This is a genomic window from Thalassospira profundimaris (genome assembly GCF_003326675.1).
GTDB lineage: Bacteria > Pseudomonadota > Alphaproteobacteria > Rhodospirillales > Thalassospiraceae > Thalassospira > Thalassospira aquimaris.
The window spans coordinates 63,599-88,888 of sequence record NZ_JPWF01000016.1; the positions used below are offsets into that span (position 1 = coordinate 63,599).

Genomic DNA, 25,290 nt, shown 5'->3' on the forward strand with positions numbered 1-25,290 from the left:
AGATCCGTCTCGCACCCGTCAGGATGCGGCGGCTTGCAGAATTTCGGGGGCGACCGGCATTCCCGGGCGGACCTTCATGATGCCATTGACGATCACAAGGTCCCCTTCGTTCAGCCCGGAGGTCACAATACGCATCCCGTTGATTTCAGCACCCAGTGTGACCTGGCGATAGGCAACCGTATTGTCCGGTTCGACGACATAGACGAACTTGCGGTCCTGATCGGTGCTGATGGCTTCGGGGGAAATCGTGATCACATCCTGCTTGGCAAGGGTTCCGACCTGAAGGGCAGCGAAGGTGCCCGGCAGAAGGTTGCCGTCAAGATTGTCAAACAGCGCACGGGTACGGATGGTGCCGGTACGGGCATCAATCCGGTTGTCGAAACTATGCACGAAACCCGACACCTGACGCCCGTTTGACAGGGTCATATTGACCGGGATGGTGCGCGCGGCTTCGTCGATCTTGCCGCTGTCGCCGATGCTGGCAAAGAAGGTCTGCTCGTCCAGATCGAAATCGGCATAAATCTGCCCGGTCGAGACAATCGTGGTCAGAACCGGCGCATTTGCCCCGGCATTGACCTGGTTACCCACGGTCAGTTCAACCCGGCTGACACGCCCGCTGATCGGGGCTTTGACAAAGGCATGATCAAGTTCGATCTCGGCCAGTTCAAGATTGGCCGTGGCACGGGTAACCTGACTTTGCGCCACACGATGGGCGTTCAGGCGTTCATCATAGACGCGCTTGGACACGGTGCCGTTTGAAACCAGCTTTTCCGCACGGGCCTTTTCCTTGGCCGCCAGCGACAGATTCTGTTCGGCGGCGGCCAGTTCGGCGCGTGCCTCGTTCACGGTTGCCTGATAGCTGCGCGGATCAATCACGGCCAGAACATCGTCCTTCTGGACAAGTTGACCGTCTTCAAAGCGGATTTCGACAATCGCGCCACTGACTTGCGGACGCAGTTGAACTTCTTCGACCGCACTCAGACGACCGGAAAAGTTGTTCCAAAGCCGAACCGAGCTGTTCTTGACGCCAGAAACCGTCACGGGTGTTGCCATCGGGGCAGACTGAACCGCCACTTCGTCGGCAGATGAGCCAGAGATATGCAGACCATATCCACCGGCAGCAGCAACCAGCGCCAAGGCGGCAACCGGCAGCAAAATTTTACGTTTTGATCGAGACTGCATTTTGAGGTCTTCCAAATGGGTTGCGCCGCACACACGCGGCCCGTTTGGAACCTAGATGCATACCGATCGGTTTGTTTGCAAGGGGAAGAAGGCAAAAAAGTGACAAAATTTTTGATTTTTCTTGTCGCATCAGCAGACATCTACTGACATAAATATAAGTTAACTACCTGAATTTACATTGCAAATTAAGGATTCGGCAGATGCCTTCGCGAAGGTCAGACCGAACAGTATCCATATCATTAAAAACCTTGCCATAGGTCAGCAATCCGTGGACATACTGGAAAACAAGGCGGGACAAGGTGGTGACGTCACCATCTTCATCCAGCATGCCTTCGCCCTTAAGGCCACGGATCATCGAGGCAAGATATTTGATCTGCTCGTCAGCCAGTTCCTGTGAACATTGCTGAATTTCCACGTCTTCCGGGCCAACCTGGCTGCCTGCGGCAAAGATCGGACAAACACAGACTTCGCTTTCGCCGGGAACGGCATTCCTTTTCTGTTTGTCGCAGACCAGATCGATATACAGATTAAGCTGTTCCACCGGGGAGTTTTCCGGGGAAAAGATGGCACGAAGCTCGTCCTTGCCCTTTTCCCAGTGATGGCGTGCCGCCGTGGCAAACAAGGCCGCCTTGCTGTCAAAGTGGTGATAAAACGCGCCTTTTGTGACCCCGGCATGTTTGCAGACATCACTGACACCAATGTCATGGTAGCTGCGCGCAGACAGAAGCTCGACCGCTGTTTCGAGCAGCTTGGTGCGGGTATCTTCGGCGTTCCTCATGGCTTTGACCTGTATATTGATTATGTATCACATATACGTACCGGTTGGTATTTTTCAAGGAATCCCACCCGGCACATCGCAATATCATCATGCAATCATGGCAGGAGAATGACAGGAATGTTCCCGTTTTCAAAGATTTAAGTGGAAACATGCATACAGCTCATAGCTGCCATCAAGTCGGTATTTTACAACCGAAATCCCGGATCAAACCATCATCCCACCCCCGGCAAAACAAAAGAGGGCGCAAAGCGCGCCCTCCTTGTCGTGAAATCAAACGTGTCTGATCGGAACTTATGCCCCGGTCAGCGCCCTGATCTGGCGGTTGGCCACGGTGATCATTGAAAGATCAATCTGGCCGGCGGCCCGCAATTCATTGATCAGTTCATCACAACGCGCACAGCCCTTCTGGTGGGCATCGACCCAGGTATCCACAAGCTCCGAACCGGTGCTTCCCGTTTTGCCATCTGCAAGAACCGCACGGGTCAGTTCGCGCTGATGACCGAACAGGTCGTCAATCACCGCTGCACGGGCCAGTTTCTGCCAATGGGTTTCGGCTTCGATGGACTCGGCAGCTGCCCGCATCAAACCAAGCTGGAAGCGGGTTCCAACCGCGAAATAGGTCGACGCGACTTCGATCACATCCCGCCCGGTTGCCTCGGCGATCCGGACCACATCACAAATCGCAACCATCTGGGCAACAGATGCAATGCGACGTGCGAGTTCTTCGGGAACGCCCTGTGCGGTCAGGGATTGGGTTTTCTGATCAAGGGCCGTTCGGAAACCGGCATCCTCGGGAACGATTTCATCAAAGGCCGAAATCACCTTGGATACTGCCGGACGGAACATCTCGATCTTGGCACCGACATTAAGTTCCTCGCAATTGCGCAGGAACCATTGGGTCACATCATTGACCATGCGGTTGATGTCGCGGAACATGCTGGTCTGCAATTTGGCCAGCACCACGTTATCAAGCGCCTCGATCCCCGACCACAATTCACGCAGACCAAACACCGCACGGGTGATCAGATAACCACGCGAAACATCAACGGCCGAAAGACCGGTGGCCTCCATCATGTCGTGAACGAATGTACCACCCACACGGTTGACCAGACTGTTGGTCGCCACCGTGGCAATGATTTCACGTTTCAGACGATGGCCCGAAATCGCATCCGCATATTTCTTGCGAAGCGGTGTCGGGAAGTAACGTACCAGTTCTTCGACCAGGATCGGATCATCAGGAAGATCGGATTCCAGGACCTCGTCATACAGCCAAAGTTTGGCATAAGGCATCAGAACCGAAACTTCGGGACGGGTCAGACCTTCATGTCCATTGGCACGACGTGCAAGTTCCTCGTCATCGGGAAGATATTCGATTTCCCGGTTCAGACGACCTTCGCGTTCCAGCATCCGGATCAAACGCACCTGCGCATCCAGCAGATCCGCACTTGCCGCATGGGCGTTGGAAATTGCCTGACTTTGCAGATAGTTGTCGCGAAGGACCAGATCACCAACTTCGTCGGTCATTTCGACCAGAAGCTTGTTCCGCTGTTTTTCCGTCATGTCGCCGGCGGCAACCACTTCGCCCACCAGGATCTTGATATTGACCTCGTGGTCCGAGCAGTTCACGCCCGCGGCATTATCAATCGCATCGGTGTTCAAACGACCACCGGCATGGGCGTATTCAATACGACCACGCTGGGTCGCACCAAGGTTTGCACCCTCGCCCACCACCTTGGCACGGACTTCGCGACCATTGATGCGGATGGCATCATTTGCACGGTCACCGGCATCGGCATTCGTTTCATGGCTTGATTTGATATAGGTCCCGATCCCGCCGAACCACAGCAGTTCGACATCGGATTTCAGGATCGCCTTCATCATATCAGCCGGGGTTACCTTGCCGCTATCAAGGCCCAGAAGTTTGCGAACCTCGGGCGACGGATCAAGAGTTTTGGCCTTGCGATCAAAAATCTCGCCGCCTTTGGACAGAAGCTTTTTGTCATAGTCCGCCCAGCTTGAACGCGGCATATCAAACAGACGTTTGCGTTCAGCAAAGCTTTTTGCCATATCCGGGTCCGGATCGACAAAAATGTGCATATGGTTGAAGGCCGCGACCAGTTTGATCTGTTCGGACAACAACATGCCATTGCCAAACACGTCACCGGACATGTCACCCACACCGGCAACGGTGAATGGCGTGGTCTGGATATCCTTGCCCATTTCGCGGAAGTGACGTTTGACCGACTCCCACGCGCCACGGGCGGTAATACCCATTTTCTTGTGGTCGTAACCCTGCGACCCGCCCGATGCGAAGGCATCGTCAAGCCAGAAGCCATAATCACGGGCCACACCATTGGCGATATCGGAGAACGTCGCCGTGCCCTTATCGGCAGCAACGACCAGATAGGGATCATCGTCATCAAGACGGCGGACGCGTTCAGGCGGAATGATATCGCCACCAACAATATTGTCGGTGATATCGAGCATCCCGCTCATCAGGGTTTTGTAGCAGGCAATGCCTTCTTCAAGGAATGCCTCGCGCGAACCATCGGTCGGCGGACGTTTGACGACAAAACCACCCTTGGAGCCAACCGGCACGATGACGGCGTTTTTGACCATCTGGGCTTTGACCAGACCAAGGATTTCGGTACGGAAATCTTCCTGACGGTCGGACCAGCGGATACCGCCGCGTGCGACCGGACCACCACGCAGATGGACAGCCTCGACCCGCGGGGAATAAACAAAGATTTCACGCCACGGACGCGGCAATGGCAAATCTTCAACCATGCCGGAATTGAATTTGACCGACAGATACGGTTTGGGATTTCCATCCGCTCCGTACTGGAAGAAGTTGGTGCGCAAAGTAGACTGCACCAGATTAAGGAAGGCCCGCAAGATGCGGTCTTCATCCGGGTTCATCACATCTTCGAGGCGCGAAATGATGTCACCTTCGATGACATCCACCTCGGCGGCAAGGCCCGGATCACGATCCGGGTCAAACTTGGCGATAAACAGTGACACAATCGCCGATGCCAGTGCCGGGTTATTGGCAAGGGTGCGCGCCATGTAATTCTGCGAGAAGGCAGAACCCATCTGACGGGTATATCGGGCATAGGCCCGCAGGATAACGACTTCGCGCCAGTGCAAACCACCCAGAAGAACCAGACGGTTAAAGGCATCGTTTTCCACTTCGCCATGCCACATGCGCACAAACAGTTCCTGGAACTTGTCACGCACGTCATGCAGATTGAATTCACCATCAACCACCACGCCGAAATCATGGATACGGACATTGGTTTCCACATCACGCGGGCGGACGGTGAACGGGTTCTCGGTAATGACCTTAAGACCCATATTTTCCAGCATGGGCAGGACATCAGACAGCGGAACCGGCGCACCCGGATTATAAATCTTGAAGCGCAGTTCGTTTTCAGCCGCCTCGATTGGGCGATACAGGTTCACCCGCAGGTCATTGGCCTTGATCACATCTTCGATGCGTTCGATATCAAGGGCCGCACTTTCGACCGTGAACCGTTCGCGATAATCGCTTGAGAAACCTTCGCCATAGCGACGATACAGGGCCAGACCGCGTTCTTCGCCCATTTCACGGACAAGAACCTGGCGCAGCGTATCGGTCCAGTCGCGGGCGACTTCGACCAGCTGACGTTCGATATCGGTAACGTCATATTCCGGCAGTTCGCCCGGATTGGTTTTGACCAGCAAATGCAAACGCGCAAGCGGGCTGTCACCGATCAGGGTGTAATGCGCGGTGACCTTGCCTTCAAAGGCATCTTCGATGACCTTCTGGAACTTGAAGCGCAGCTTGGTCGAGAAGCGGTCACGCGGGCAGAACAGCTGACAGGAAACAAAGCGTTCAAACGCATCGCGGCGGACAAACAGGGCGATGCGCTGACGTTCCTGCAGATGCAGGATGCCCATGCAGATGTGATACAGGTCATCAAGTTCAACCTGGAACAACTCATCGCGCGGGAAGGTTTCAAGGATATTGACCAGCGCCTTGCCATCGTGGCTGGCAGGCGGGAAACCGGCGCGCTTCACGGTTTCGGCAAGTTTCATGCGCAGAAGCGGAATAAGGCGCGGGCTGAGGTTATAGGCAACCGAGGTAAACAGACCGACAAACAGGTGCTGTCCGATGACCTTGCCCTTGGCGTCGAACTGTTTGACGACAATGGTATCAAGATGCACCGGACGGTGGACCGTGGATTGTTTGTTGGCCTTGGTCACCATCAAAAGATTGGGGCTGGTGACGAAATCCTGCACTTCGGATGACAGATTGCCGATCTGGCGCAACTCGTCAAAAACGTGGGTGCCTTCACGCGACAGAATGCCAAGCTGGTTTTTGACCTCGACATCGACTGCCGATTTCTTGCCATTGGATTTGAAGCTGTATTCGCGATAACCAAGGAAGGTGAAGTGATCGTTATGCAGCCAGCCGAGGAAATCTTTGACTTCCCGGCGGTCTTCATCGGCAACCCCGCCTGTGGTTTCGCCAATTTCGTCAAGAACCTCGGAAACCTTTTTGAGCATCGGCTGCCAGTCACGAACAGCCAATGCCACATCGGTCAGGGCATTTTCCAACCGGTCATGAATTTTGGTCAGAACGGCCTGATCGGTCTGTTCGTCGATCTCGACATGCATTACCGATTCACGCGGATCTTCGGATTCCTCGACCCCGGCCACAGCCAGAAGTTCGCCACTGTCATCACGGGCAATCCGCATGATCGGATGGATCACCAGATGCACAGTCAGATCAAGTTCATGCAGGGCCGATGTAACGGAATCGACCAGGAACGGCATGTCGGTATTGCTGATTTCGATCACCGTGTGATCTGATTTCCAGCCGTGTTCTTCAAGATCGGGGTTATAGACCCGGATTTTGGCGGCATCGGCCGTCGGGCGCTTTTGCGCGAATTTATAAAGCGTCAACGCCGCGCCATAAAGCGAGTCGACTGATCGACCCGCCATGTCGTCTGGCGGAACATCCTTATAAAAAAGGCGAACGAATGCTTCTGCATCCTTCGCCGTTTTGCCTTTTATGCGTTGCTGGATTTGTTCGACAACCTTGTCGATGACTTCCCGTTTCGGGTCGTCCTTTCGGGCTTTCATGTCCAATTTCCCTTTTTCTCGGTTCTGTTTGCCAGACCCGAAACACCGACCTTTGCGACCGGCGTTACACACCACGGATTTTACATTTTATTTTTGGGCCGAAACCCGGAAGAAACCGCGGGAAAACCGCTATTGGATGACACGGAATTCCAACGATCACGTCCAAGGCTACACATAGCCGATCAGATGCCTAAAAACTATGCTTTTGCACAAAAAAAATTCATTTAACCAACAAGCTAGGCTTGACCCGTCTGATTAACTATTAGGCACCATTGTCACAGAATCTTGTACTTTATTGCGATGCAAAATGACTTACACTCAGATTTATCAAGACGCTTTGATACTTATTTCGCAATCGCACACAACAAGGCCGGAGACAGGCAATGCTGGCAGGCAAAAAGGGGCTGATCATTGGAATCGCCAATGACCTTTCCATCGCATGGGGCTGCGCACGCATTTTCCGACGCGAAGGCGCTGATCTTGCAGTGACCTATCTGAACGACAAGGCCGAGCCGCATGTCCGTCCGCTTGCCGAACAGGTCGATGCACCGATCATCACCAAACTTGATGTTCGCGACGAACAACATTGTGACATGTTGTTTGCCGAGATCGAAAAACAATGGGGAAAGCTTGATTTTCTGCTGCATTCCATTGCCTTTGCCCCGGCCGAGGACCTGCATGGCCGGGTGGTTGATTGTTCACGTGACGGCTTTTTGGCGGCGATGGATATTTCCTGTCATTCCTTTGCCCGGCTCGCCAAACGCGCCGAACCCTTGATGCGCGATGGCGGAACCCTTTTGACCGTGACCTATATGGGATCGGAACGGGTTGTTGATCATTATGGGGTGATGGGACCGGTCAAGGCGGCCCTTGAAAGTACGACTCGTTATATGGCGGCCGAGCTTGGCGCCAAAAATATCCGGTGCCACGCCATTTCACCCGGCCCGCTATTGACGCGCGCGGCATCGGGGATTGCCGAATTTCAGAACCTGATGGATGAAACCGCCCAGCGCGCGCCCTCAAGGCGACTTGTCACCATTGATGAAATCGGCGAGCTGGCAGCCTTTCTGGTCAGTGACCGCGCCAAGTCCCTGACCGGCGACGTCGTGCATATTGATGGCGGCTATAACATTATGGGCTGATCATGCCTTAAAGGCCCCTTAGGCGCCGCTAGCGGCGTTTAATGGCATCCTCGGCCATCGGGGCAACCCGCTTGATCTGACGGGCCAGGGCCAGCTTGTAATCGGCATCCGGATCAGAAGCCGTACTGGCAAACAAGTCGGGCGCATTGCCGCCATTGATCGCCATCATGCGGCCTTCGGTATCGGACTGTGTTTCGACCTTGCCCGCGACCAGATGGCGCAGATCAAACCCGGCCTGTTTCAAGGCCGGTGCAATCAGCAATGTCCGATGGCAATCAAGCGGGTCCTTTTCCGCACACATCAAACAGATGCGATACTTTTCAGCCCCGGCAACAAGCCGTTCAATCCCGGCCCGAAAGGCGGGCATTTCTGCCATCAGATCGTAATCGAGCTGCCCGTCTGGATAAAGTTCGGGCATTTGCGGCTTGCCGCCCATGACATCGCCCATAAACACATAGGCAATGCCATTTTCCCGCAAGAACGGACCGAAACTATCGGCATCAAAGGCCGTCCAGTAGCTTGATCGCTTGAACGTCCTGATATCTGCGACCGCCGTGATGCCATGCGCGAGAAACAGTGCAAGTAGACTATCCCGGTCATGCCCGGCATAGCCGACCGTGAAGATCAGTTTTTCACACAAAGAAGGATTGGAATGGTTTTGCGGATCGGTCATTGCACAAAAACACCGGATCGCCCGGCGAAAGGCAACCTTTATCTGGGCTCAGCCATTGCCGCCTATCGATCACCCGATGCAATCGGCCTTTGCAGCACCAGCTGATCGACAAGATGGGCATCAATCGGGCGCGAATAATAGAAGCCCTGCACATTATCGCAGCCGATCATACGAAGGCAGTCGAGTTGCGACGCGTTTTCCACGCCTTCGGCCGTGGCTTCCATCCCGGCCATATGGGCAAATTCAATGATGGCGCGGACCAATTCCCGATCACGGACCGACACATCAATCTGATCGATAAAGATCCGGTCAATTTTGATGATATCGACGTCAAGATTGCGCAACCGCCCAAGCGACGAAAACCCGGTCCCGAAATCATCAATCGCGATCATCACACCAAGTTCCTTCAGCTCGCCCAGAATGCGTTCGCTAAGCTCCCCGCTGGCCATAACCGTTTCGGTGACTTCCAATACCAGATGCCCCGGATCAAAGCCGGTTTCATGCAAGATTGTCCGGACATTTTCGACATAGTTCGGGTCTTCAAATTCCAGAACCGAAACGTTGACGCTGATTCCGATATCAGGCCAATGCAAGGCCGCCTCGCAGGCCGATCGCAATGCCCATGCACCGATTTCACGGATCATGCCGGTTTCTTCGGCAATTGGAATAAACTGATCCGGGCGAATATTGCCAAGTTCGGGATGCTCCCAGCGGGCCAAGGCCTCGACCCCCAAAAGTGTCTCCCCCGGAAGCGTATAAAGTGGCTGGAACTGCAATTTAAGCTGCTTTGCCCCGGCATCAAGAGTGGCACGCAATTCATGCTCGATCCGTCTTTTTTCCCGGTTGATCGCATCCATTTCCGGATCAAATGCCACATGGCAATTCCGGCCATTGGCCTTGGCCCGATAAAGCGCAACATCGGCACGGCGGATCAACTCATCACGCCCCAAGCCACCATCGGCATCAAAGGCGATCCCGATGCTCATACTGATCGGGATCAGACGCCCATTCACCTCAACCGGCGCATGACCGGCCTCGGACAAGCTGTCGCAGAAGGCCTCGGCATCCGAGATATCCCGCAACCCGGTCAGCAGCAGGGTGAACTCGTCCCCGCCGACACGTGCGATAATACTGCCGGTCGGGACATTGGCGCGAAGACGCCCTGCGACCGCGCGGATCATCGCATCGCCGCCCGGATGCCCCATGGTGTCATTGATCTGCTTGAAATGATCCAGATCGATAAACAGCAACGCAATCCCTGACGGCTGATCGGCCCGGCGCGGTTCATATTCAAGACGATGCAGGAACTCGTCAACCGCATCGTTAAAGCATGACCGGTTTGGCAAACCGGTCAGCGAATCATGACGCGCCATATGATACATCTGCCGTTCGGCCAGCCGTTGCTTGCGATAGCGCAGACGCAATTGAAGCCCGAAAAAGACAATCAAAAGCAACAGCAACAAGCCCAATGCCGCCAGCATCGGCAACAGGTAGGAAAACACCGCACTACCCGGCCGATAAGGCGACCAGAAGAAATAGCCGATTGTTTGTCCGGTCATGTCGACCAGCCGGTTCGAGGCCTCTTTTTCACGGCTTTGATCCGTTACCGAGAACCGCAATCCGTCAAACAGGAATTTCCGTTCGGTCTCAGCCAGAAATTTGCCATCCAAGTAACGCACCGACACAAAGATGAATTCGCTGCCGGGCACCTGGGCTATGTCACCGGAATCAGATACCAGTGCCTTGACACTGACGACCGTCGGGCGCCCGTCAATCAGGGCAACATCAACGGCACCGGGTGTCTGAAGATAAGCACCCGCTTCCAGTTTGCCGCCGTTTTCACGCATGCGGGTTCGCAGGGTTTCGGCCAGATGCAGAATGGTCCCCTTGGCCTTGTCATAATCGACAGCATATTGCGGATCATCGAGAATGAATTGATGGAGCAACCGGTTGTCAGGGGACAAAACAAACAACGCGTTGTGATCGAAATATTCCTGCATCCAGATGCCAAGGTTCCCTTCGATCCATGCTTCATCGCCATCGCGCACGGCAACAACGGCATCATCCCAAACCGTCACACTTTCCTGATCATGGGCAATCTGACCACGCAGATCACTGATCACCCGCTCGAAAAGGTGATCCTGACGTTCATATGCAACACGGTCGGCCTCCTGGGTTGCCCAATACAGCAAACCAAGACCACCGAAATTCAGCAGCAAGGCACACAGGACGATCGGCAAGGTCCGCGTCAGCAGGAAGTTTTTATGTGAAAAGAAGCCGTGAAATTGCACCAGTTACCCTTTTTCAAGCGCAGACGGACTACGCTACCCTTTCGGGTAGGCCGCACTACTCTTCAGGTTTGAGGTGACTTGTCAATTTTCAATAGCAACAGGTGCTACGAAGGCCGGAAATTCGCGTTTTACCAGAAAATACGCAGAAGACGGATTTGGCGAATCGGCAACAAAAAAGGCCGCCCCGAAGGACGACCTTTTTTAGAACTTTCATCATGGAGCGGGCGAAGAGATTCGAACTCTCGACCCTAACCTTGGCAAGGTTATGCTCTACCCCTGAGCTACGCCCGCATCATCATGAAAGCGATGATGATGGAAACCGTCTGATGGAGCGGGCGAAGAGATTCGAACTCTCGACCCTAACCTTGGCAAGGTTATGCTCTACCCCTGAGCTACGCCCGCATCATCATGAAAGCGATGATGATGGAAACCGTCTGATGGAGCGGGCGAAGAGATTCGAACTCTCGACCCTAACCTTGGCAAGGTTATGCTCTACCCCTGAGCTACGCCCGCATTCATCAGTTTGTTTCCTGCCCCTGTGGAGCGGCGCGGATAATAGCCCAACAAAGAGCGATTGCAACCCTTTTTTCCACGAAATCGTAACATCGCAATTTTTGGCGGTTTTCCTTGACTTTACGAGGTGCAATTGTCGAAATCCGACCGACCTTGCGCAAATTTGCGTCAGGTTTTTATTCCGGGTATCTTCGCGCGGCACAGCCACAAGGGAAAGAGCATGAGCGATCCATCAACCGTACTTTTCGATCACCTCGAAAAATTGGGAATCGAAACGACGACTCACGAGCATGTGCCGCTGTTTACGGTCGAGGATTCGCAAAATCTGCGTGGGGACCTGCCGGGCCTTCATTCCAAGAACCTGTTTGTCAAAGACAAGAAGGGTGCTCTGTGGCTGGTCGTGGCCGAGGAAGAAACCGAAATCCGCATGAACCACCTGCACAAACGGCTGGGCTGTGCCCGCCTGTCGTTTGGCAAACCGGAATTGCTGATCGAAACGCTTGGTGTCAAACCGGGATCGGTCACACCCTTTGCGCTGATCAATGATCAAGGCCGAAAGGTCAATCTGGCACTGGATGCCAAACTGGCCAATGGCGACGTTTTGAACTTTCATCCCTTGCGAAATGACCGAACCACGACAATTACGTCACAGGGCCTGATAAAGTTCATCGATTCTTTGGGTTACGAGGCCCTGATTATTGATTTTGAAACTGAACTGCAATCAGGTGACGACTAACTGAATCGCGGACAATTGCGACAAGCCTTTATGTTTCCTAATATTTAGCTATATCAAGACACCTAATTCACATCCTTGCCTCTTGTCGTCCGGGCATTGCGGCATCATCTAGAATTCAGAGTTAGCGAGTGAACAAAAATGTCGATTATTCTTGACGCAAACGCGCCCGAGACCGCCACCAGCCAGAATCAGGATTCAGACCTGATCAAGGACAGCAGTGTAGAAACTTTTGTCCAGGATGTTATCGAACCGTCGATGGAAGTCCCTGTCGTCGTCGATTTCTGGGCACCGTGGTGTGGTCCGTGCAAGAACCTGACGCCGGTGATTGAAAAAGTCACCCGCGAAGCTGGTGGTCGCGTCAAGCTTGTCAAAATCAACATTGATGAAAACCAGGAACTGGCGATGCAATTGCGCATCCAGTCAATTCCGACTGTCTATGCCTTCAAGGGCGGTCGTCCGGTTGACGGTTTTCAGGGTGGTCAGCCCGAAAGCGAAGTGCGCGCATTCTATGAGCGCCTTGCCGGTGGCCCGATTGAAAGCCCGGTCGAAACCCTGCTTGAACAGGCAGCCGCGGCTCTGACCGAAGATAATTTCGAGGCCGCACATGGCCTTTATGTCAGCGTTCTTGAGCGTGAACAGGAGAACGAAACCGCAATTGGCGGCATGATCCGGTGCATGGTCGGCATGGGTGAAACCGAAGAGGCCCGTCACTTCGTCGATAACATGTCAGAAGCGACGCGCCTGCAGGCACCGATTTCTGCGGCAATCAGCGCACTTGAACTGGCCGAAACCGGATATAGCAGCGAAGATCTTGATGCTGCACGTCAACGCGTTGCTGCGGACCCGACCGATCTGCAAGCGTTGTTTGATCTGGGCATGGCATGTTTTGCCACCAACAAACGCCCCGAAGCCGTTGACGCCATGATCAAGATCATTCGCACCAATCGTGAATGGAACGAGGATGCCGGGCGTACCCAGCTCCTTAAGTTTTTTGAAGCCTGGGGTCCAATGGACCCTGCCAGCGTCGCCGGACGCCGTGCCTTATCGACGGTATTATTTTCATGAGCATATGCGGTCCTTTCGATCCCCTGTTTTCGGATCTTCCAGATATGCTGCCGGTATTTCCGCTCAGTGGTGCGCTTTTGCTGCCACGCGGGCACTTGCCGCTGAATATCTTTGAGCCGCGCTATATGAATATGGTGACGGACGCACTGGGCCAGGACCGCATCATTGGCATGATTCAACCCCGCCCGGATCAACATAACAGCTATTTTATGGATCCGGATCACCCGGCGATCTTTTCGACCGGGTGCGCGGGCCGTATTTCCGCCTTTAGCGAAACCGACGATGGCCGTTTCCTGATCACGCTGACCGGCGTGTGCCGCTTTAACGTGATCGAAGAACTGCCCGACAATGCCGGTGGCTATCGCACTGTACGGGGCGATTTTGCGCCTTGGAAAGACGACCTCGATTTTCCTGCCGCAGATTCGACCGTCAATCGTGATCGGTTGCGATTGGCGCTCGAGGCCTATTTTGCACAACATTCCCTGCGTTCTTGCTGGGATACGCTGGCCGATAGCGATGATGAAATGTTGATCACGACCATTTCGATGGGCTGTCGGCTTAGCCCGCTTGAAAAACAGGCTTTGCTCGAATGCACAACCCTGTATGATCGCGGCGATATGCTGACCACACTTCTGGAAATGGCGGTCCATGCGGGCCCCAAACATATGCATGGCAGCACCAACTGATGACGATGGACTGTCCCCGGACAATCCCAAAAGCCAAAGGCCGAATTCATGACTGCAACGCATAGCCCGGTAGACCCGAAACTTCTTGAAATCCTTGTCTGCCCGGTGACCAAGCAGGCGCTTGAATATGATCGTGAAAACAACGAACTGATCAGCCCGAAGGCCGGTCTGGCCTATCCGATCCGTGACGGCATTCCGATCATGCTGCCCGACGAAGCCCGCCCGATCGAAGATTAAGGCGGTTACGTCCCACCATGTCCCAGGACGGCTTCACCCCGGAATTCACACCCGTCGAGATCAATTATCTGCGCGATGACCGCATTCTGGAGGTGATCTGGGATGATGGCGTATCAACACGTCTAAGCGCAGAGCTTCTGCGTGTTGAAAGCCCGTCCGCCGAAGTGCAGGGCCATCACCCGTCCGAGAAAAAGATCATTGCCGGACGTCGACATGTCGGGATCATTGATATTGCGCCAGTCGGCAATTATGCCGTGCGCATCGGCTTTGATGACCTGCATGATAGCGGACTTTATAGCTGGCATTATTTGCGCGAGCTCCATGACAAGCAGGACAAGCTTTGGTCCGATTACCTTGCCGCCCTTGAAGCACGCGGCCTGTCACGCGACCCGAAACGCTAACCAGCAAACTTTCCGTCATTCATGACCAATAAAAAACGGCCCTGCCAGCGGCAGGACCGTTTTTGCGTCTTCAGACCGTGACACTTTGTGTCACAGATCGAAATCAGAAGCGATAGCCAACACCAACGCCGAAGACCCATGGGTCAAGATGTGCTTTGGAGGTATTGGCACCGTTATTGATGCTGACATCGGTATCAAGGAAGATTTTCTTCACATCGAAGTTAACCGACCACGGACCGGAAATGGCATAGTCAAAACCGGCCTGGAACGCGTAACCGAAACCATCGTCATATTTGACCGAGTTGAACTGACCCGGCTTGGAATCGTAGAAGAAGGTATAGTTGATACCTGCACCGACATACGGGCTCCAACGGCTTTCCGGCATGAAGTGATATTGCAGAGTCAAGGTCGGTGGTAACAGGCGAACCGAGCCGGCGTCCAGATTAGGGTTCTGCCAATCAAGATCATGCTTGGTCGTTGCTGCAATCAGCTCAAGCGCCAGGTTGTTGGTCAGGAAGTATGAAAAATCGACTTCCGGCACGACGTCATTGCTCAGCTTACCTTCACCACTGCCAATCGTATCGTCATAAGTGTCTTCATCCGGTACCATCGCAATACCGCGAGCACGAATAACAATGTCACCAGCCTGTTTGGTTTTGAATTCTGCGGTCTGAGCCTGCGCTACATTGCCGGTAAGCAATGCAGCTGCCATCAAGCCACCCAGTGCGGTCGCGCCAATCACTTTCTTCAAGAATGACATCATCTGTCCCCTTTTTGCCTGTATCAAATCAGATCGGAGGGGACATTGCGCTTTTCTTCTTGATGACTTGTTGACACATATCAACAGTCACTGACTAAAAACGACAGGTTTTTGAATGATTATAACTGAACAATGATCAGCAATGACATTTACAAGGTTTTACCCTGCATCAGCTTGGGCAAAGTTCCGGCATAGCCCATTGCATGGGACATAAATGTCTTTTTAAGCGGCGGAATTTTCTGAACAACGGCCAATCCGACATCCCGTGCCCAGCGAATCGGTGCGATATCATTCGAGAACAGCCGGTTGGTCAGATCGGTAACAGCAAGCATCACCGTGTTGTCAAACCGGCGCCACTGCGCGTATTCGGCAAGCACATCGGCACTGCCGATATCACGGCCCAAACGACGGGCATTGACCAGAATTTCGGCAAGAACCGCAACATCGCGAATACCCATATTCAGGCCCTGCCCGGCGATCGGATGCATGCCATGTGCCGCATCCCCGATCAAAGCGATCCGGTCATCGGTGTAGTGATAGGCATGCTGCAAACCCAGCGGATAGCAGAAACGCGGCCCGACAACTTCGAGATCACCGAGATAACCGTCAAAACGGCGATGCAATTCGTCAAGGAAGGTTTGTTCGTCAAGATTGACCAAATAATTGCCAAGCTCGGTGCTTTCGGTCCAGACGATCGAGCAACGATCATCGGTCATCGGCAGGATGGCAAACGGGCCGGCCGGCAGGAAATGCTCAACCGCCAGACCATTATGGGGCTGCTTGTGCTTGACGGTGCACACAACCGCACTTTGTTTGTAGCTCCATTCATAGGTCTTGATACCTGCCCAATTACGCAGCATCGAATTGCGGCCCTCGGCCCCGATGGCAAGCGGCGCACGGACTTCGCGCCCGTCGGCAAGCGTAATGGTCATGCCGCCCTGATCGCGGGCAATCTCGGTCACCCGCGCAGGTGCGATCATTTCGACCAGATCATTTTTGGCAATCGCCTGATACAGCGCGCCACGGGTCACGAGGTTTTCGACAATATAGCCCAGCGGTTCGTTGCCGACATCGCGGTGATCGTAATGCAGGAAAAGCGGGCTTTGACCGTCGGCAATGCGGATATCCAGAATGGGCTGGGCATCGTCTGCCATATATTTCCAGGCACCCACCACTTCGAGCACCGCCTTGGAGGCCGCGGCAATCGCACAAGTCCTGCCATCATAATTGGCACTCAGGATGGTTTTCGGATCAGCATAATCAATCACCACCGACTTCACCCCGCCATGGGCCAGCGCAAGCGCCATCGCCGCACCATTCAGGCCACCGCCCAGAATGACGACATCGGTATGAAGTGCCTGTTGATCATTCATCTCGAAATTCCTGTTTCAGTCGATGGCGTCTGCCCCGCTGTCATACGATCCTTGATCATATGTCCGCGTTGACCTGACGCAATATCAATAACCGCAATCGGTTGCTGCCATATTTACCCCGCATGCAACGGCCTCACAACCCGCACCATCCGATCACGGCCCTGATTTATTACGTGCTGATATTGGCAGCGGTTTGTTCACACCCCGATCAAGGGCAGTTTAGGCAAGAATAATGGCGGAATACCGCCATCAATTGCCCCGTCACTTGCGGGAATATCAGCCTGGAGCGGTCCGATCTGATACCTCCATCACCTTGAGCTACAACAGCTTTTGCTGTGCATTATCTTTGATTAAAAAATATGCACATTTTTTAAACAGAAACAGATTCTGTGCATATTTTAATCCGACCATTTCATTGCCCTTTTCTCATTCAACCTCAGCGATATGTTATTTTTTTATTATAAAACAGCATCTTAGAAGTTTTATTTTGAGTCTGGCACGATTCTTGGTTTGGAGATTGCGACTGCGAAATCGTGATTACCACGTTGGTACTCAACGGATATGCCGGGAGGTCGCAATATTATGAAACTTGTTACTGCTGTCATTAAGCCGTTCAAACTCGACGAAGTCCGCGAGGCGCTCAGCGCACTTGGCGTTCAGGGTCTGACGGTCACCGAAGTTAAAGGTTTTGGTCGCCAGAAAGGTCAGACCGAAATTTATCGTGGTGCTGAATACATGGTCAGCTTCCTGCCGAAGGTGAAGCTGGAAGTCGCCATCACGGATAATCTGGTCGATCAGGTTGTCGAAGCCATCACCAAAACTGCTCAAACCGGGAAAATCGGGGACGGTAAGATTTTCGTTCTTGATGTGAGCCAGGCGGTCCGTATCCGTACTGGTGAAACCGGCGACGACGCCCTGTAAGTCCAGAGACAAGGGGAGACATTATGACTATTTCCATGAAGAAAACCGGCCTTGCTGCTGTTGCAGCTACCGCCCTTCTGGCAATCGCTTCTCCGGCCTTTGCTCAGGACGCTGGCGTTTCGGCTGAGACCCAATACATTCTTAACACCTTCAGCTTCCTGTTCAGCGGCGCGCTGGTCATGTGGATGGCTGCTGGTTTTGCGATGCTTGAATCCGGCCTCGTCCGTACCAAGAACGTATCGACCATCCTGTTCAAAAACATCGCTCTGTTTGCTGTTGCAGGTATCATGTATTACCTCATCGGCTACAACCTGATGTATATGGATGTTACGGGCTGGATCGGTTCGCTCAGCCTCTGGAGTGCTGATGATGCAGCAGCTCTGGGTGGTGACTTCTCTGGCGGTTATTCTGCAACCTCTGACTGGTTCTTCCAGATGGTGTTCGTTGCAACCGCAGCTTCGATCGTTTCCGGTACTGTTGCCGAGCGCATCAAACTGTGGCCGTTCATGATCTTCGTCGTCGTACTTACCGGCGTTCTGTATCCGATCACCGGTGCATGGACATGGGGTGGCGGCTGGCTCTCTGAAATGGGCTTTGCTGACTTCGCCGGTTCGACCATCGTTCACTCGGTTGGCGGCTGGGCTGCTCTGACCGGTGCGATCATCCTCGGTGCACGTAAAGGCAAATTCGGTGCAGACGGTTCGGTTCACCCGATGCCGGGCTCCAACCTTCCGCTTGCGACCCTTGGTACCTTCGTCCTGTGGCTCGGCTGGTTCGGCTTCAACGGTGGTTCCCAGCTTGCTATGGGTTCCGGCGCTGATGTCATCGCGATTGCCAACATCTATGGCAACACCTCGATGGCTGCTGCTGGTGGTGTTGTTGCCGCTGCGATCCTGACCCAGATCCTTTACAAAAAGGTCGACCTGACCATGGCACTTAACGGTGCGCTGGCTGGTCTGGTTTCGATCACGGCTGGTCCGGACACCCCGACCATCGGTTCTGCCATCATCATTGGCGCAATCGGCGGCATCCTGGTTGTCATCGCGGTTCCGCTGCTCGACAAACTGAAAATCGACGACGTCGTTGGCGCAGTTTCGGTTCACCTTGTTTGCGGTATCTGGGGCACGCTTGCTGTTCCGTTCACCAATGACGGTGCATCGTTTGGCGTACAGCTGACCGGTATCGTTGCAATGGGTGCCTTCACCATCGTTACTTCGGCGATTGTGTGGCTCATCCTGAAGTTCACCGTTGGTATCCGCCTGTCTGAAGAAGACGAGGCACTGGGTTCCGATGCGGCTGAACTCGGCATGGAAGCTTATCCGGAATTCGGTAAGGGTTCCCAGCGCTTCTAAGCGAATTGATTTCCTGACGGGTATCGGGTTCGCCCGATACCCAGCCTGTCAGACCAACTGGCCCGCCCGGGATTTATCCCTGGCGGGCTTTTTGTCTGTATGCTGCCTTTTTGGGCAGCATTTTGATCACTGCGAAGGCAGATCGTGATTTTGACATCCCCTGCTTCCTTTTCTTTCAAAGGATCGAACTCACCTCCAGTCCCTTGATGTCATTGGCCTTGAGGCATCTCGACCAGACGTTGGCACGGAAATTGATCTTGGCAGCTCCGAACCAGAGTCCGGCGGCCCCGACAAGACCGGACCGAGAGGAAACGCTTTTAAGAAACAGGGGGATGCCTTATGGAGGCTTTCCAGACTGCCTCGGACGTATTTTTCGTCCTGATGGGCGCTATTATGGTGCTCGCAATGCATGCCGGTTTTGCTTTTCTTGAAGTCGGAACAGTCCGCAAAAAGAACCAGGTCAATGCACTGGTTAAGATCATTATCGATTTCGCCGTTTCGACAATTGCCTATTTCTTTGTCGGTTACAGCATCGCCTATGGCGTTGATTTCTTTACCAATGCCGCGACCCTTAGCGGGCAGGCCGAAGGCAGCGCCTTTGCCTCAAGCGGCTATGATCTGGTCAAATTCTTCTTCCTGCTGACCTTTGCTGCCGCCATTCCCGCCATCATCTCGGGCGGCATTGCCGAGCGTGCACGCTTTTACCCGCAGCTTTTTGCCACGGCCATTCTGGTCGGTGTCTGTTATCCGCTGTTTGAAGGAATGGTCTGGAACAACAATTTCGGTTTCCAGGACCTGATCGAAGCAACATTTGGCGCACCGTTCCATGATTTCGCCGGTTCCATCGTCGTTCACGCGGTTGGTGGCTGGATTGCCCTTGGCGCGGTGATCAGTCTGGGCGTGCGCCGCGGTCGTTACACCAAATCGGGTGGCCTGATCGGTATTCCGCCGTCAAACATTCCGTTCCTTGCGCTTGGATCCTGGGTTTTGTGCGTTGGCTGGTTCGGCTTTAACGTCATGTCCGCCCAATCGGTTTCCGGCATTACCGGCCTTGTTGCGGTAAATTCGTTGATGGCAATGGTCGGTGGCATTCTGACCGCACTGATTGCCGGTCGAAACGATCCGGGCTTTGTTCATAACGGTGCCTTGGCCGGTCTGGTTGCTGTTTGCGCCGGTTCCGATGTCATGCATCCGCTTGGCGCACTTGTCACCGGTGGTCTGGCCGGGGTTCTGTTTGTCTGGGGCTTTAACCAGTGTCAGGCCAAATGGAAAATCGATGACGTACTTGGCGTCTGGCCACTGCATGGCATGTGCGGCCTTATGGGCGGCATTGCCTGTGGCATCTTTGGCCTTGAGGCCCTTGGCGGTATGGGTGGCGTATCCTTTGGTGCACAGCTTGCCGGATCGCTAAGCGGTGTTGTGTTTGCCACCATTGCCGGCTTTGTCGTCTATGGCGTGCTGAAAAGAACCATTGGCATTCGTCTTTCGGAAGAAGACGAATTTGACGGGGCTGATGTGTCGATTCACAAGATCGGCGCCTATCCCGAGGATGACCTGCGCGCGAGCTGACAGACCATCCCAAATCGCCACCAAATTTATCAAAGCCCGGAAAGCCCGCCTTTCCGGGCTTTTTGCACCTTCACACCCTGTCTCTTAAATCTTTCTTTGCACTTTTGGCATAGGGGTAAAGTCAGGGGAATTTACCCATATTCTGCAGAAGAGCTCCGCACAGCTGACGGGGCACAGATAAAGCTGGAATGACGACGACCATGTTTAACGAACGCCTGGATCAATTGCCTGCCTATCCGTTTCCGCGATTGGCGGCCCTGCTTGACGGGATTGAACCCGGTCAATCGCCCTTGGTGATGTCCATTGGCGAACCGCAACATGAACCGCCCGCGATGATTACCGAGGCGATGGTCAAATATGCGTCACTTTGGCACAAATATCCGCCAGGTTCCGGCACGCCGGAACTGCGCGACGCCATCAAAAACTGGCTTGATCGCCGTTATAACCTGCCGACGGACATGATTCATCGTGACGATCATGTCCTGCCGGTCGCGGGTACACGCGAAGCCCTTTATCTGATTGCAACCACCGTCATTCCGCAGGATCGACCGGGCCCGAAGCCCAAGGTGCTGCTGCCCAATCCGTTTTATCAGGTCTATTGCGGCGCAGCCGTTCTGAATGACGCCGAAATGGTGCCGCTTGCCGCGGGTCCTGAAACCGGTTTCCTGCCCGATCTAGATCAGATCGATACCGAAACGTTGGATACTTGCAGTCTGTTTTTCCTGTGTTCTCCGGCCAATCCGCAGGGTGCAATTGCATCGCCGGAATATCTTGAACGGATCATCGGGCTTTCGCGCAAGCATGATTTCGTTCTGGCGATGGATGAATGCTATGCCGATATCTATGACCGCGAACCTCCGATAGGTGCGCTTGAAATCTGCGCCAAGCAGGGTGGAAATATGGACAATCTCCTTGTTTTCCACAGCCTATCGAAACGTTCAAGCGCGCCGGGCCTGCGGTCTGGTTTTGTGGCCGGTGATGCTAAAATCGTCAAACGCTTTACCGCCCTTCGCAGCTATTGCTCGGCCACCATTCCGATGCCGGTGATGGCCGCATCCACCGCGCTTTGGAATGACGATGTTCATGCCGAAGAAAACCGCGATCTTTACCGCGCCAAAATCGACATTGCCGCTGAAATCTTTGGCAACCGGTTTGGTTTTTATCGCCCGCCGGGGGGATTTTTCCTGTGGCTTGATGTTGGCGACGGCGAAGCTGCAACCAAGAAAATCTGGAAGGAAGCCGGGGTCAAGGTCATCCCGGGCAGTTATCTTTCGATCACCGACAAGGATGGTAGCAATCCGGGCACGCAGTTTATCCGCATTGCACTTGTCCATGATCTTGCAACCACACGCGAAGGGCTGACGCGGATTGCCAAGGCGCTTGAAAGCTAAGTCTTTCGCGCCAAAGCAGTCATACAGCCCAAACAGGACTTAACCAGAACGGATACCCAGATGAGCAGTCAGTCGAACATTCTTGGAACCGCTTTTATGCCCGGCAGTCTCGTGACTTTGCTGAAGCGCAGCGGTTTGCGGATTTGCGGCCTTGGTCTGGTTTTCATTGCCATTGCCCTGTTCATCATGTTGATCGGGTTCCATCCGGGCGATCCGTCCTTTAACCACGCAGCAGACCGGGGACCGATCTTTAATCCGCTGGGGATTATCGGGGCCTATGGCGCGGATCTGATGTTGCGGACCCTTGGTCTTGCATCTGCGCTTTTGACCGTTCTGATGCTGGGATGGGGATTGCGCCTGATTGCGGTTAAACCGTTCAGCTGGATGTGGGTGCGGTTTCTGGTCCTGCCGCTGGCACTTTTGCTGGTTGCTATTTCAGCTGCCGCCATCCAGCCCGGCATGCACTGGCCGCTGACCGTTGGTCTTGGCGGTTTCGCCGGTGATTTGTTGCTGGCCAAGCTTCAGGCCGGATTTGCCATGATCGGCATTCCGGGCGCACGTGCCATCATTGCCCTGTCCTCAATGATCCTTGGTTTGGTCCTTACCATTTTCTGCATGGCCTATTCCCTGTCGGATTGGGAACGTCTGGGCGGTATTCTTGCCTTTACCAGCGGCAAGATCATTGCCGGCATCCGTGCGATCATTCCGACCGGCAGCAATGACGAACCGGTTGCCAAACGCGCACCGGGTTCGCGCCAGGAACCGTCGCTTGATAAATCGAAATCCAAGCTGGGTACGGCCATTTCCACCCGTCGTTCCGAACCGAAAATCGAACCGGATTACAGCGACGATGACGGTTATGACGACGATGACGGTATTGATACCGAACCGCCGGTCCATATCGTTGCCGCCCCAGCGGCCAAGCTGCAACCCAGCCAGAAGGCCGCCGCACAACGTCAGGCATCCTTTGATCTGGGATCGGATGAATATCGCTTCCCGCCGCTTGATCTGCTGCACGAGCCGGACCCGGCCGATGCCGCCCAGATTGATCAGGAAGCCTTGGCACAGAATGCCCGTCTGCTTGAAACCGTCCTTCAGGACTTTGGCGTCAAGGGCGAGATTGTTCAGGTCCGACCGGGCCCGGTTGTTACCCTGTACGAGCTTGAACCCGCAGCCGGGGTCAAATCATCACGGGTTATCGGTCTTGCCGATGATATTGCGCGCTCCATGAGCGCGATTGCCGCCCGTGTTGCCGTGGTGCCAGGCCGTAATGTGATTGGTATCGAATTGCCAAACGCACGTCGCGAAACCGTGCATCTGCATGAAATTCTGGCATCAAGCGACTTTGACAAGAATACCGGCAAGCTCAATATGAGCCTTGGCAAGGATATTGGCGGCACACCGGTGATTGCCGACCTTGCGAAAATGCCGCACTTGCTGATTGCCGGTACGACGGGTTCGGGTAAATCGGTCGGGGTGAACGCAATGATCCTGTCATTGCTTTATCGGCTTAAGCCCGAAGAATGCCGCTTTATCATGATTGACCCGAAGATGCTGGAACTGTCGATCTATGACGGCATTCCGCATCTTTTGACCCCGGTTGTCACCGACCCGCACAAGGCGGTTGTCGCCCTGAAATGGGCCGTGCGCGAAATGGAAGACCGTTATCGCGCCATGAGCCAGGTGGGCGTGCGTAACATCGCCGGGTACAACAAACGCATCAAGGAAGCCGCCGCCAAGGGCGAACAGCTTACGCGCCGCGTTCAGACCGGCTTTGACCCTGAAACCGGCAAGCCGATCTTTGAAGATCAGGAACTGCCGATGGAGCCGCTGCCGTTTATCGTCATCATCGTTGACGAGATGGCCGACCTGATGCTGGTGGCGGGCAAGGATGTCGAAGCATCGATCCAGCGTCTGGCACAGATGGCCCGTGCGGCGGGTCTGCATCTGATCATGGCAACACAGCGCCCGTCAGTGGACGTGATCACAGGTACGATCAAGGCGAACTTCCCGACCCGTATTTCCTATTCCGTGACCTCGAAAATTGACTCGCGTACCATCCTTGGTGAAATGGGCGCAGAACAGCTTCTGGGGCAAGGCGATATGCTTTACATGGGTCAGGGTGGCCGTTTGCAGCGTGTTCACGGCCCGTTTGTATCGGATGAAGAAGTCGAAAGCATCGTCAAGCATCTGCGCGATCAAGGCGACCCCGCCTATCTTGAAACCGTTACCGAAGAACCCGAAGAAGATCCGATGGCGGCCTATATAGGTGGTGGCAATGCCGGTGCAGGCGGCGGATCCGATGATGATCTTTATAATCAGGCGGTTGGCATTGTCCTGCGCGAGAAAAAGGCATCGACAAGCTTTATCCAGCGCAAACTGTCCATCGGTTATAACCGTGCAGCCCGCATCATCGAACAGATGGAAGAAAACGGCGTGGTTTCCGCCGCCAACCATGTCGGCAAGCGCGAAGTGCTGATGGAAAATATGGATGGGTCGCCTTACGAATATTGATCATCGACAGGATCACGTCGCAAGACCACAAATCCGAAAGGCAGCCCATTTTCGGGCTGCCTTTATCATTTCCTTGGCTTGCATCCGTTCAGGTCATCAAGACGTAATCATCAACCAGACGCAGTAAGCCAATCCGTCTAGACGCAGCTGCACTTTGCAAAGCTGATTCAAGCGATGCCGTCTTTTCAAGCTTATTATCAGGTTGCCGCAGCAAACTACTTAATCTTTGTAATACCTGCACAGCCCCCGGCCACATGCACTTGGGATAGTGACGCACTGGCAATTTCCGCATCATCGTGGCTGCAGGATGATGCCTCCCAACCGAGCCGGGAAAGTTCCGCGCCGCCGCTCGAAATCCAGTCAGTCATCAAAGCAGTGCTCTTCTCTGTCGATACATTCATGTTCTCGCGTCCCTATTTGCCTTCGAACCACCCATTGATTGAACAGCGGGCCGAAAAATATGTCAATTTGGTTTGCACTTACCAAGTATACAGATGATTGCATCCCTTACGAATACTGACAGGGCACATCGTCAATAACCGAACGACTGTGCCGTCCTAAAATAGGTTGACGGTTTTT

General features: G+C 54.0%; 18 protein-coding genes and 3 tRNA genes. 11 read left to right on the top strand and 10 right to left on the bottom strand.

Annotated features, from left to right (window positions below):
• Positions 1 to 18: 18 nt before the first annotated feature.
• The 3 genes from TH19_RS18990 to TH19_RS19000 all read right to left on the bottom strand — a co-directional run bounded on the left by TH19_RS18990 (position 19) and on the right by TH19_RS19000 (position 7,087).
• Positions 19 to 1,182, bottom strand: a complete 1,164-nt coding sequence (locus tag TH19_RS18990; RefSeq protein ID WP_114103937.1) for an efflux RND transporter periplasmic adaptor subunit — start codon at positions 1,180 to 1,182, stop codon at positions 19 to 21.
• A 163-nt stretch (positions 1,183 to 1,345) separates the two neighbouring features.
• Positions 1,346 to 1,960, bottom strand: coding sequence for a TetR/AcrR family transcriptional regulator (locus tag TH19_RS18995; RefSeq protein WP_114103938.1), 615 nt, complete (start codon positions 1,958 to 1,960; stop codon positions 1,346 to 1,348).
• Between the two features lie 291 nt (positions 1,961 to 2,251).
• Complete coding sequence (locus TH19_RS19000; RefSeq protein WP_114103939.1) at positions 2,252 to 7,087, bottom strand: NAD-glutamate dehydrogenase; 4,836 nt, start codon at positions 7,085 to 7,087, stop codon at positions 2,252 to 2,254.
• A gap of 383 nt (positions 7,088 to 7,470) precedes the next feature.
• Between TH19_RS19000 and fabI the strand changes: the two genes are divergently transcribed.
• Entirely contained in the window at positions 7,471 to 8,229 is a 759-nt protein-coding gene (gene fabI, locus TH19_RS19005) for an enoyl-ACP reductase FabI (RefSeq protein ID WP_114103940.1), read from the top strand.
• A gap of 28 nt (positions 8,230 to 8,257) precedes the next feature.
• Here the strand turns inward: fabI and TH19_RS19010 are convergent, their stop codons facing one another.
• The 5 genes from TH19_RS19010 to TH19_RS19030 all read right to left on the bottom strand — a co-directional run bounded on the left by TH19_RS19010 (position 8,258) and on the right by TH19_RS19030 (position 11,706).
• The gene (locus TH19_RS19010; protein ID WP_114103941.1) at positions 8,258 to 8,902 is read right to left on the bottom strand and encodes a DUF488 domain-containing protein; all 645 of its coding nucleotides are present in this window, start codon (positions 8,900 to 8,902) and stop codon (positions 8,258 to 8,260) included.
• A gap of 62 nt (positions 8,903 to 8,964) precedes the next feature.
• Positions 8,965 to 11,193, bottom strand: coding sequence for a putative bifunctional diguanylate cyclase/phosphodiesterase (locus TH19_RS19015; RefSeq protein WP_114103942.1), 2,229 nt, complete (start codon positions 11,191 to 11,193; stop codon positions 8,965 to 8,967).
• A gap of 216 nt (positions 11,194 to 11,409) precedes the next feature.
• Positions 11,410 to 11,484, bottom strand: a tRNA-Gly gene (locus TH19_RS19020).
• Positions 11,485 to 11,520: 36 nt separating this feature from the next.
• Positions 11,521 to 11,595 (bottom strand) — tRNA-Gly (locus tag TH19_RS19025).
• A 36-nt stretch (positions 11,596 to 11,631) separates the two neighbouring features.
• A tRNA-Gly gene (locus tag TH19_RS19030) sits at positions 11,632 to 11,706 on the bottom strand.
• Positions 11,707 to 11,926: 220 nt separating this feature from the next.
• Between TH19_RS19030 and TH19_RS19035 the strand changes: the two genes are divergently transcribed.
• The 5 genes from TH19_RS19035 (at position 11,927) to TH19_RS19055 (ending at position 14,831) form a co-directional block, all read left to right on the top strand.
• A complete protein-coding gene (locus tag TH19_RS19035; protein ID WP_114103943.1) occupies positions 11,927 to 12,442 on the top strand; it encodes a prolyl-tRNA synthetase associated domain-containing protein in 516 nt (171 codons plus the stop codon).
• 138 nt (positions 12,443 to 12,580) lie between these two features.
• Positions 12,581 to 13,507 carry a thioredoxin gene (gene trxA, locus TH19_RS19040; protein ID WP_114103944.1) on the top strand — a complete coding sequence of 309 codons (927 nt, stop codon included), beginning with the start codon at positions 12,581 to 12,583 and terminating at the stop codon, positions 13,505 to 13,507.
• On the top strand, positions 13,504 to 14,193 hold the full coding sequence (locus TH19_RS19045) for an LON peptidase substrate-binding domain-containing protein (protein ID WP_114103945.1): 690 nt from the start codon (positions 13,504 to 13,506) through the stop codon (positions 14,191 to 14,193). Before trxA ends, TH19_RS19045 begins: the two co-directional genes overlap by 4 nt.
• 48 nt (positions 14,194 to 14,241) lie before the next feature.
• Positions 14,242 to 14,430 carry a Trm112 family protein gene (locus TH19_RS19050; RefSeq protein WP_101246487.1) on the top strand — a complete coding sequence of 63 codons (189 nt, stop codon included), beginning with the start codon at positions 14,242 to 14,244 and terminating at the stop codon, positions 14,428 to 14,430.
• 17 nt (positions 14,431 to 14,447) lie between these two features.
• Positions 14,448 to 14,831 carry a gamma-butyrobetaine hydroxylase family protein gene (locus TH19_RS19055; RefSeq protein ID WP_114103946.1) on the top strand — a complete coding sequence of 128 codons (384 nt, stop codon included), beginning with the start codon at positions 14,448 to 14,450 and terminating at the stop codon, positions 14,829 to 14,831.
• A 103-nt stretch (positions 14,832 to 14,934) separates the two neighbouring features.
• Here TH19_RS19055 and TH19_RS19060 read toward each other — a convergent pair whose 3' ends face one another.
• Positions 14,935 to 15,591, bottom strand: coding sequence for an OmpW/AlkL family protein (locus tag TH19_RS19060; RefSeq protein ID WP_114103956.1), 657 nt, complete (start codon positions 15,589 to 15,591; stop codon positions 14,935 to 14,937).
• Between the two features lie 149 nt (positions 15,592 to 15,740).
• On the bottom strand, positions 15,741 to 16,964 hold the full coding sequence (locus tag TH19_RS19065) for a UbiH/UbiF/VisC/COQ6 family ubiquinone biosynthesis hydroxylase (RefSeq protein ID WP_114103947.1): 1,224 nt from the start codon (positions 16,962 to 16,964) through the stop codon (positions 15,741 to 15,743).
• 582 nt (positions 16,965 to 17,546) lie between these two features.
• Here TH19_RS19065 and TH19_RS19070 point away from each other — a divergent pair.
• The 5 genes from TH19_RS19070 to TH19_RS19090 all read left to right on the top strand — a co-directional run bounded on the left by TH19_RS19070 (position 17,547) and on the right by TH19_RS19090 (position 24,711).
• Positions 17,547 to 17,885: a P-II family nitrogen regulator gene (locus TH19_RS19070; RefSeq protein ID WP_007088725.1), complete on the top strand. Its 339-nt coding sequence runs from the start codon at positions 17,547 to 17,549 to the stop codon at positions 17,883 to 17,885.
• Positions 17,886 to 17,908: 23 nt separating this feature from the next.
• Positions 17,909 to 19,237 (top strand): ammonium transporter, encoded by a 1,329-nt coding sequence (gene amt, locus TH19_RS19075; protein ID WP_114103948.1) that lies wholly within the window; start codon positions 17,909 to 17,911, stop codon positions 19,235 to 19,237.
• 339 nt (positions 19,238 to 19,576) lie between these two features.
• Positions 19,577 to 20,806 (top strand): ammonium transporter, encoded by a 1,230-nt coding sequence (locus tag TH19_RS19080; protein WP_114103949.1) that lies wholly within the window; start codon positions 19,577 to 19,579, stop codon positions 20,804 to 20,806.
• 188 nt (positions 20,807 to 20,994) lie between these two features.
• Positions 20,995 to 22,197: an aminotransferase class I/II-fold pyridoxal phosphate-dependent enzyme gene (locus tag TH19_RS19085; RefSeq protein ID WP_258548045.1), complete on the top strand. Its 1,203-nt coding sequence runs from the start codon at positions 20,995 to 20,997 to the stop codon at positions 22,195 to 22,197.
• Between the two features lie 60 nt (positions 22,198 to 22,257).
• Complete coding sequence (locus tag TH19_RS19090; RefSeq protein WP_114103950.1) at positions 22,258 to 24,711, top strand: DNA translocase FtsK; 2,454 nt, start codon at positions 22,258 to 22,260, stop codon at positions 24,709 to 24,711.
• Positions 24,712 to 25,290: the final 579 nt, after the last annotated feature.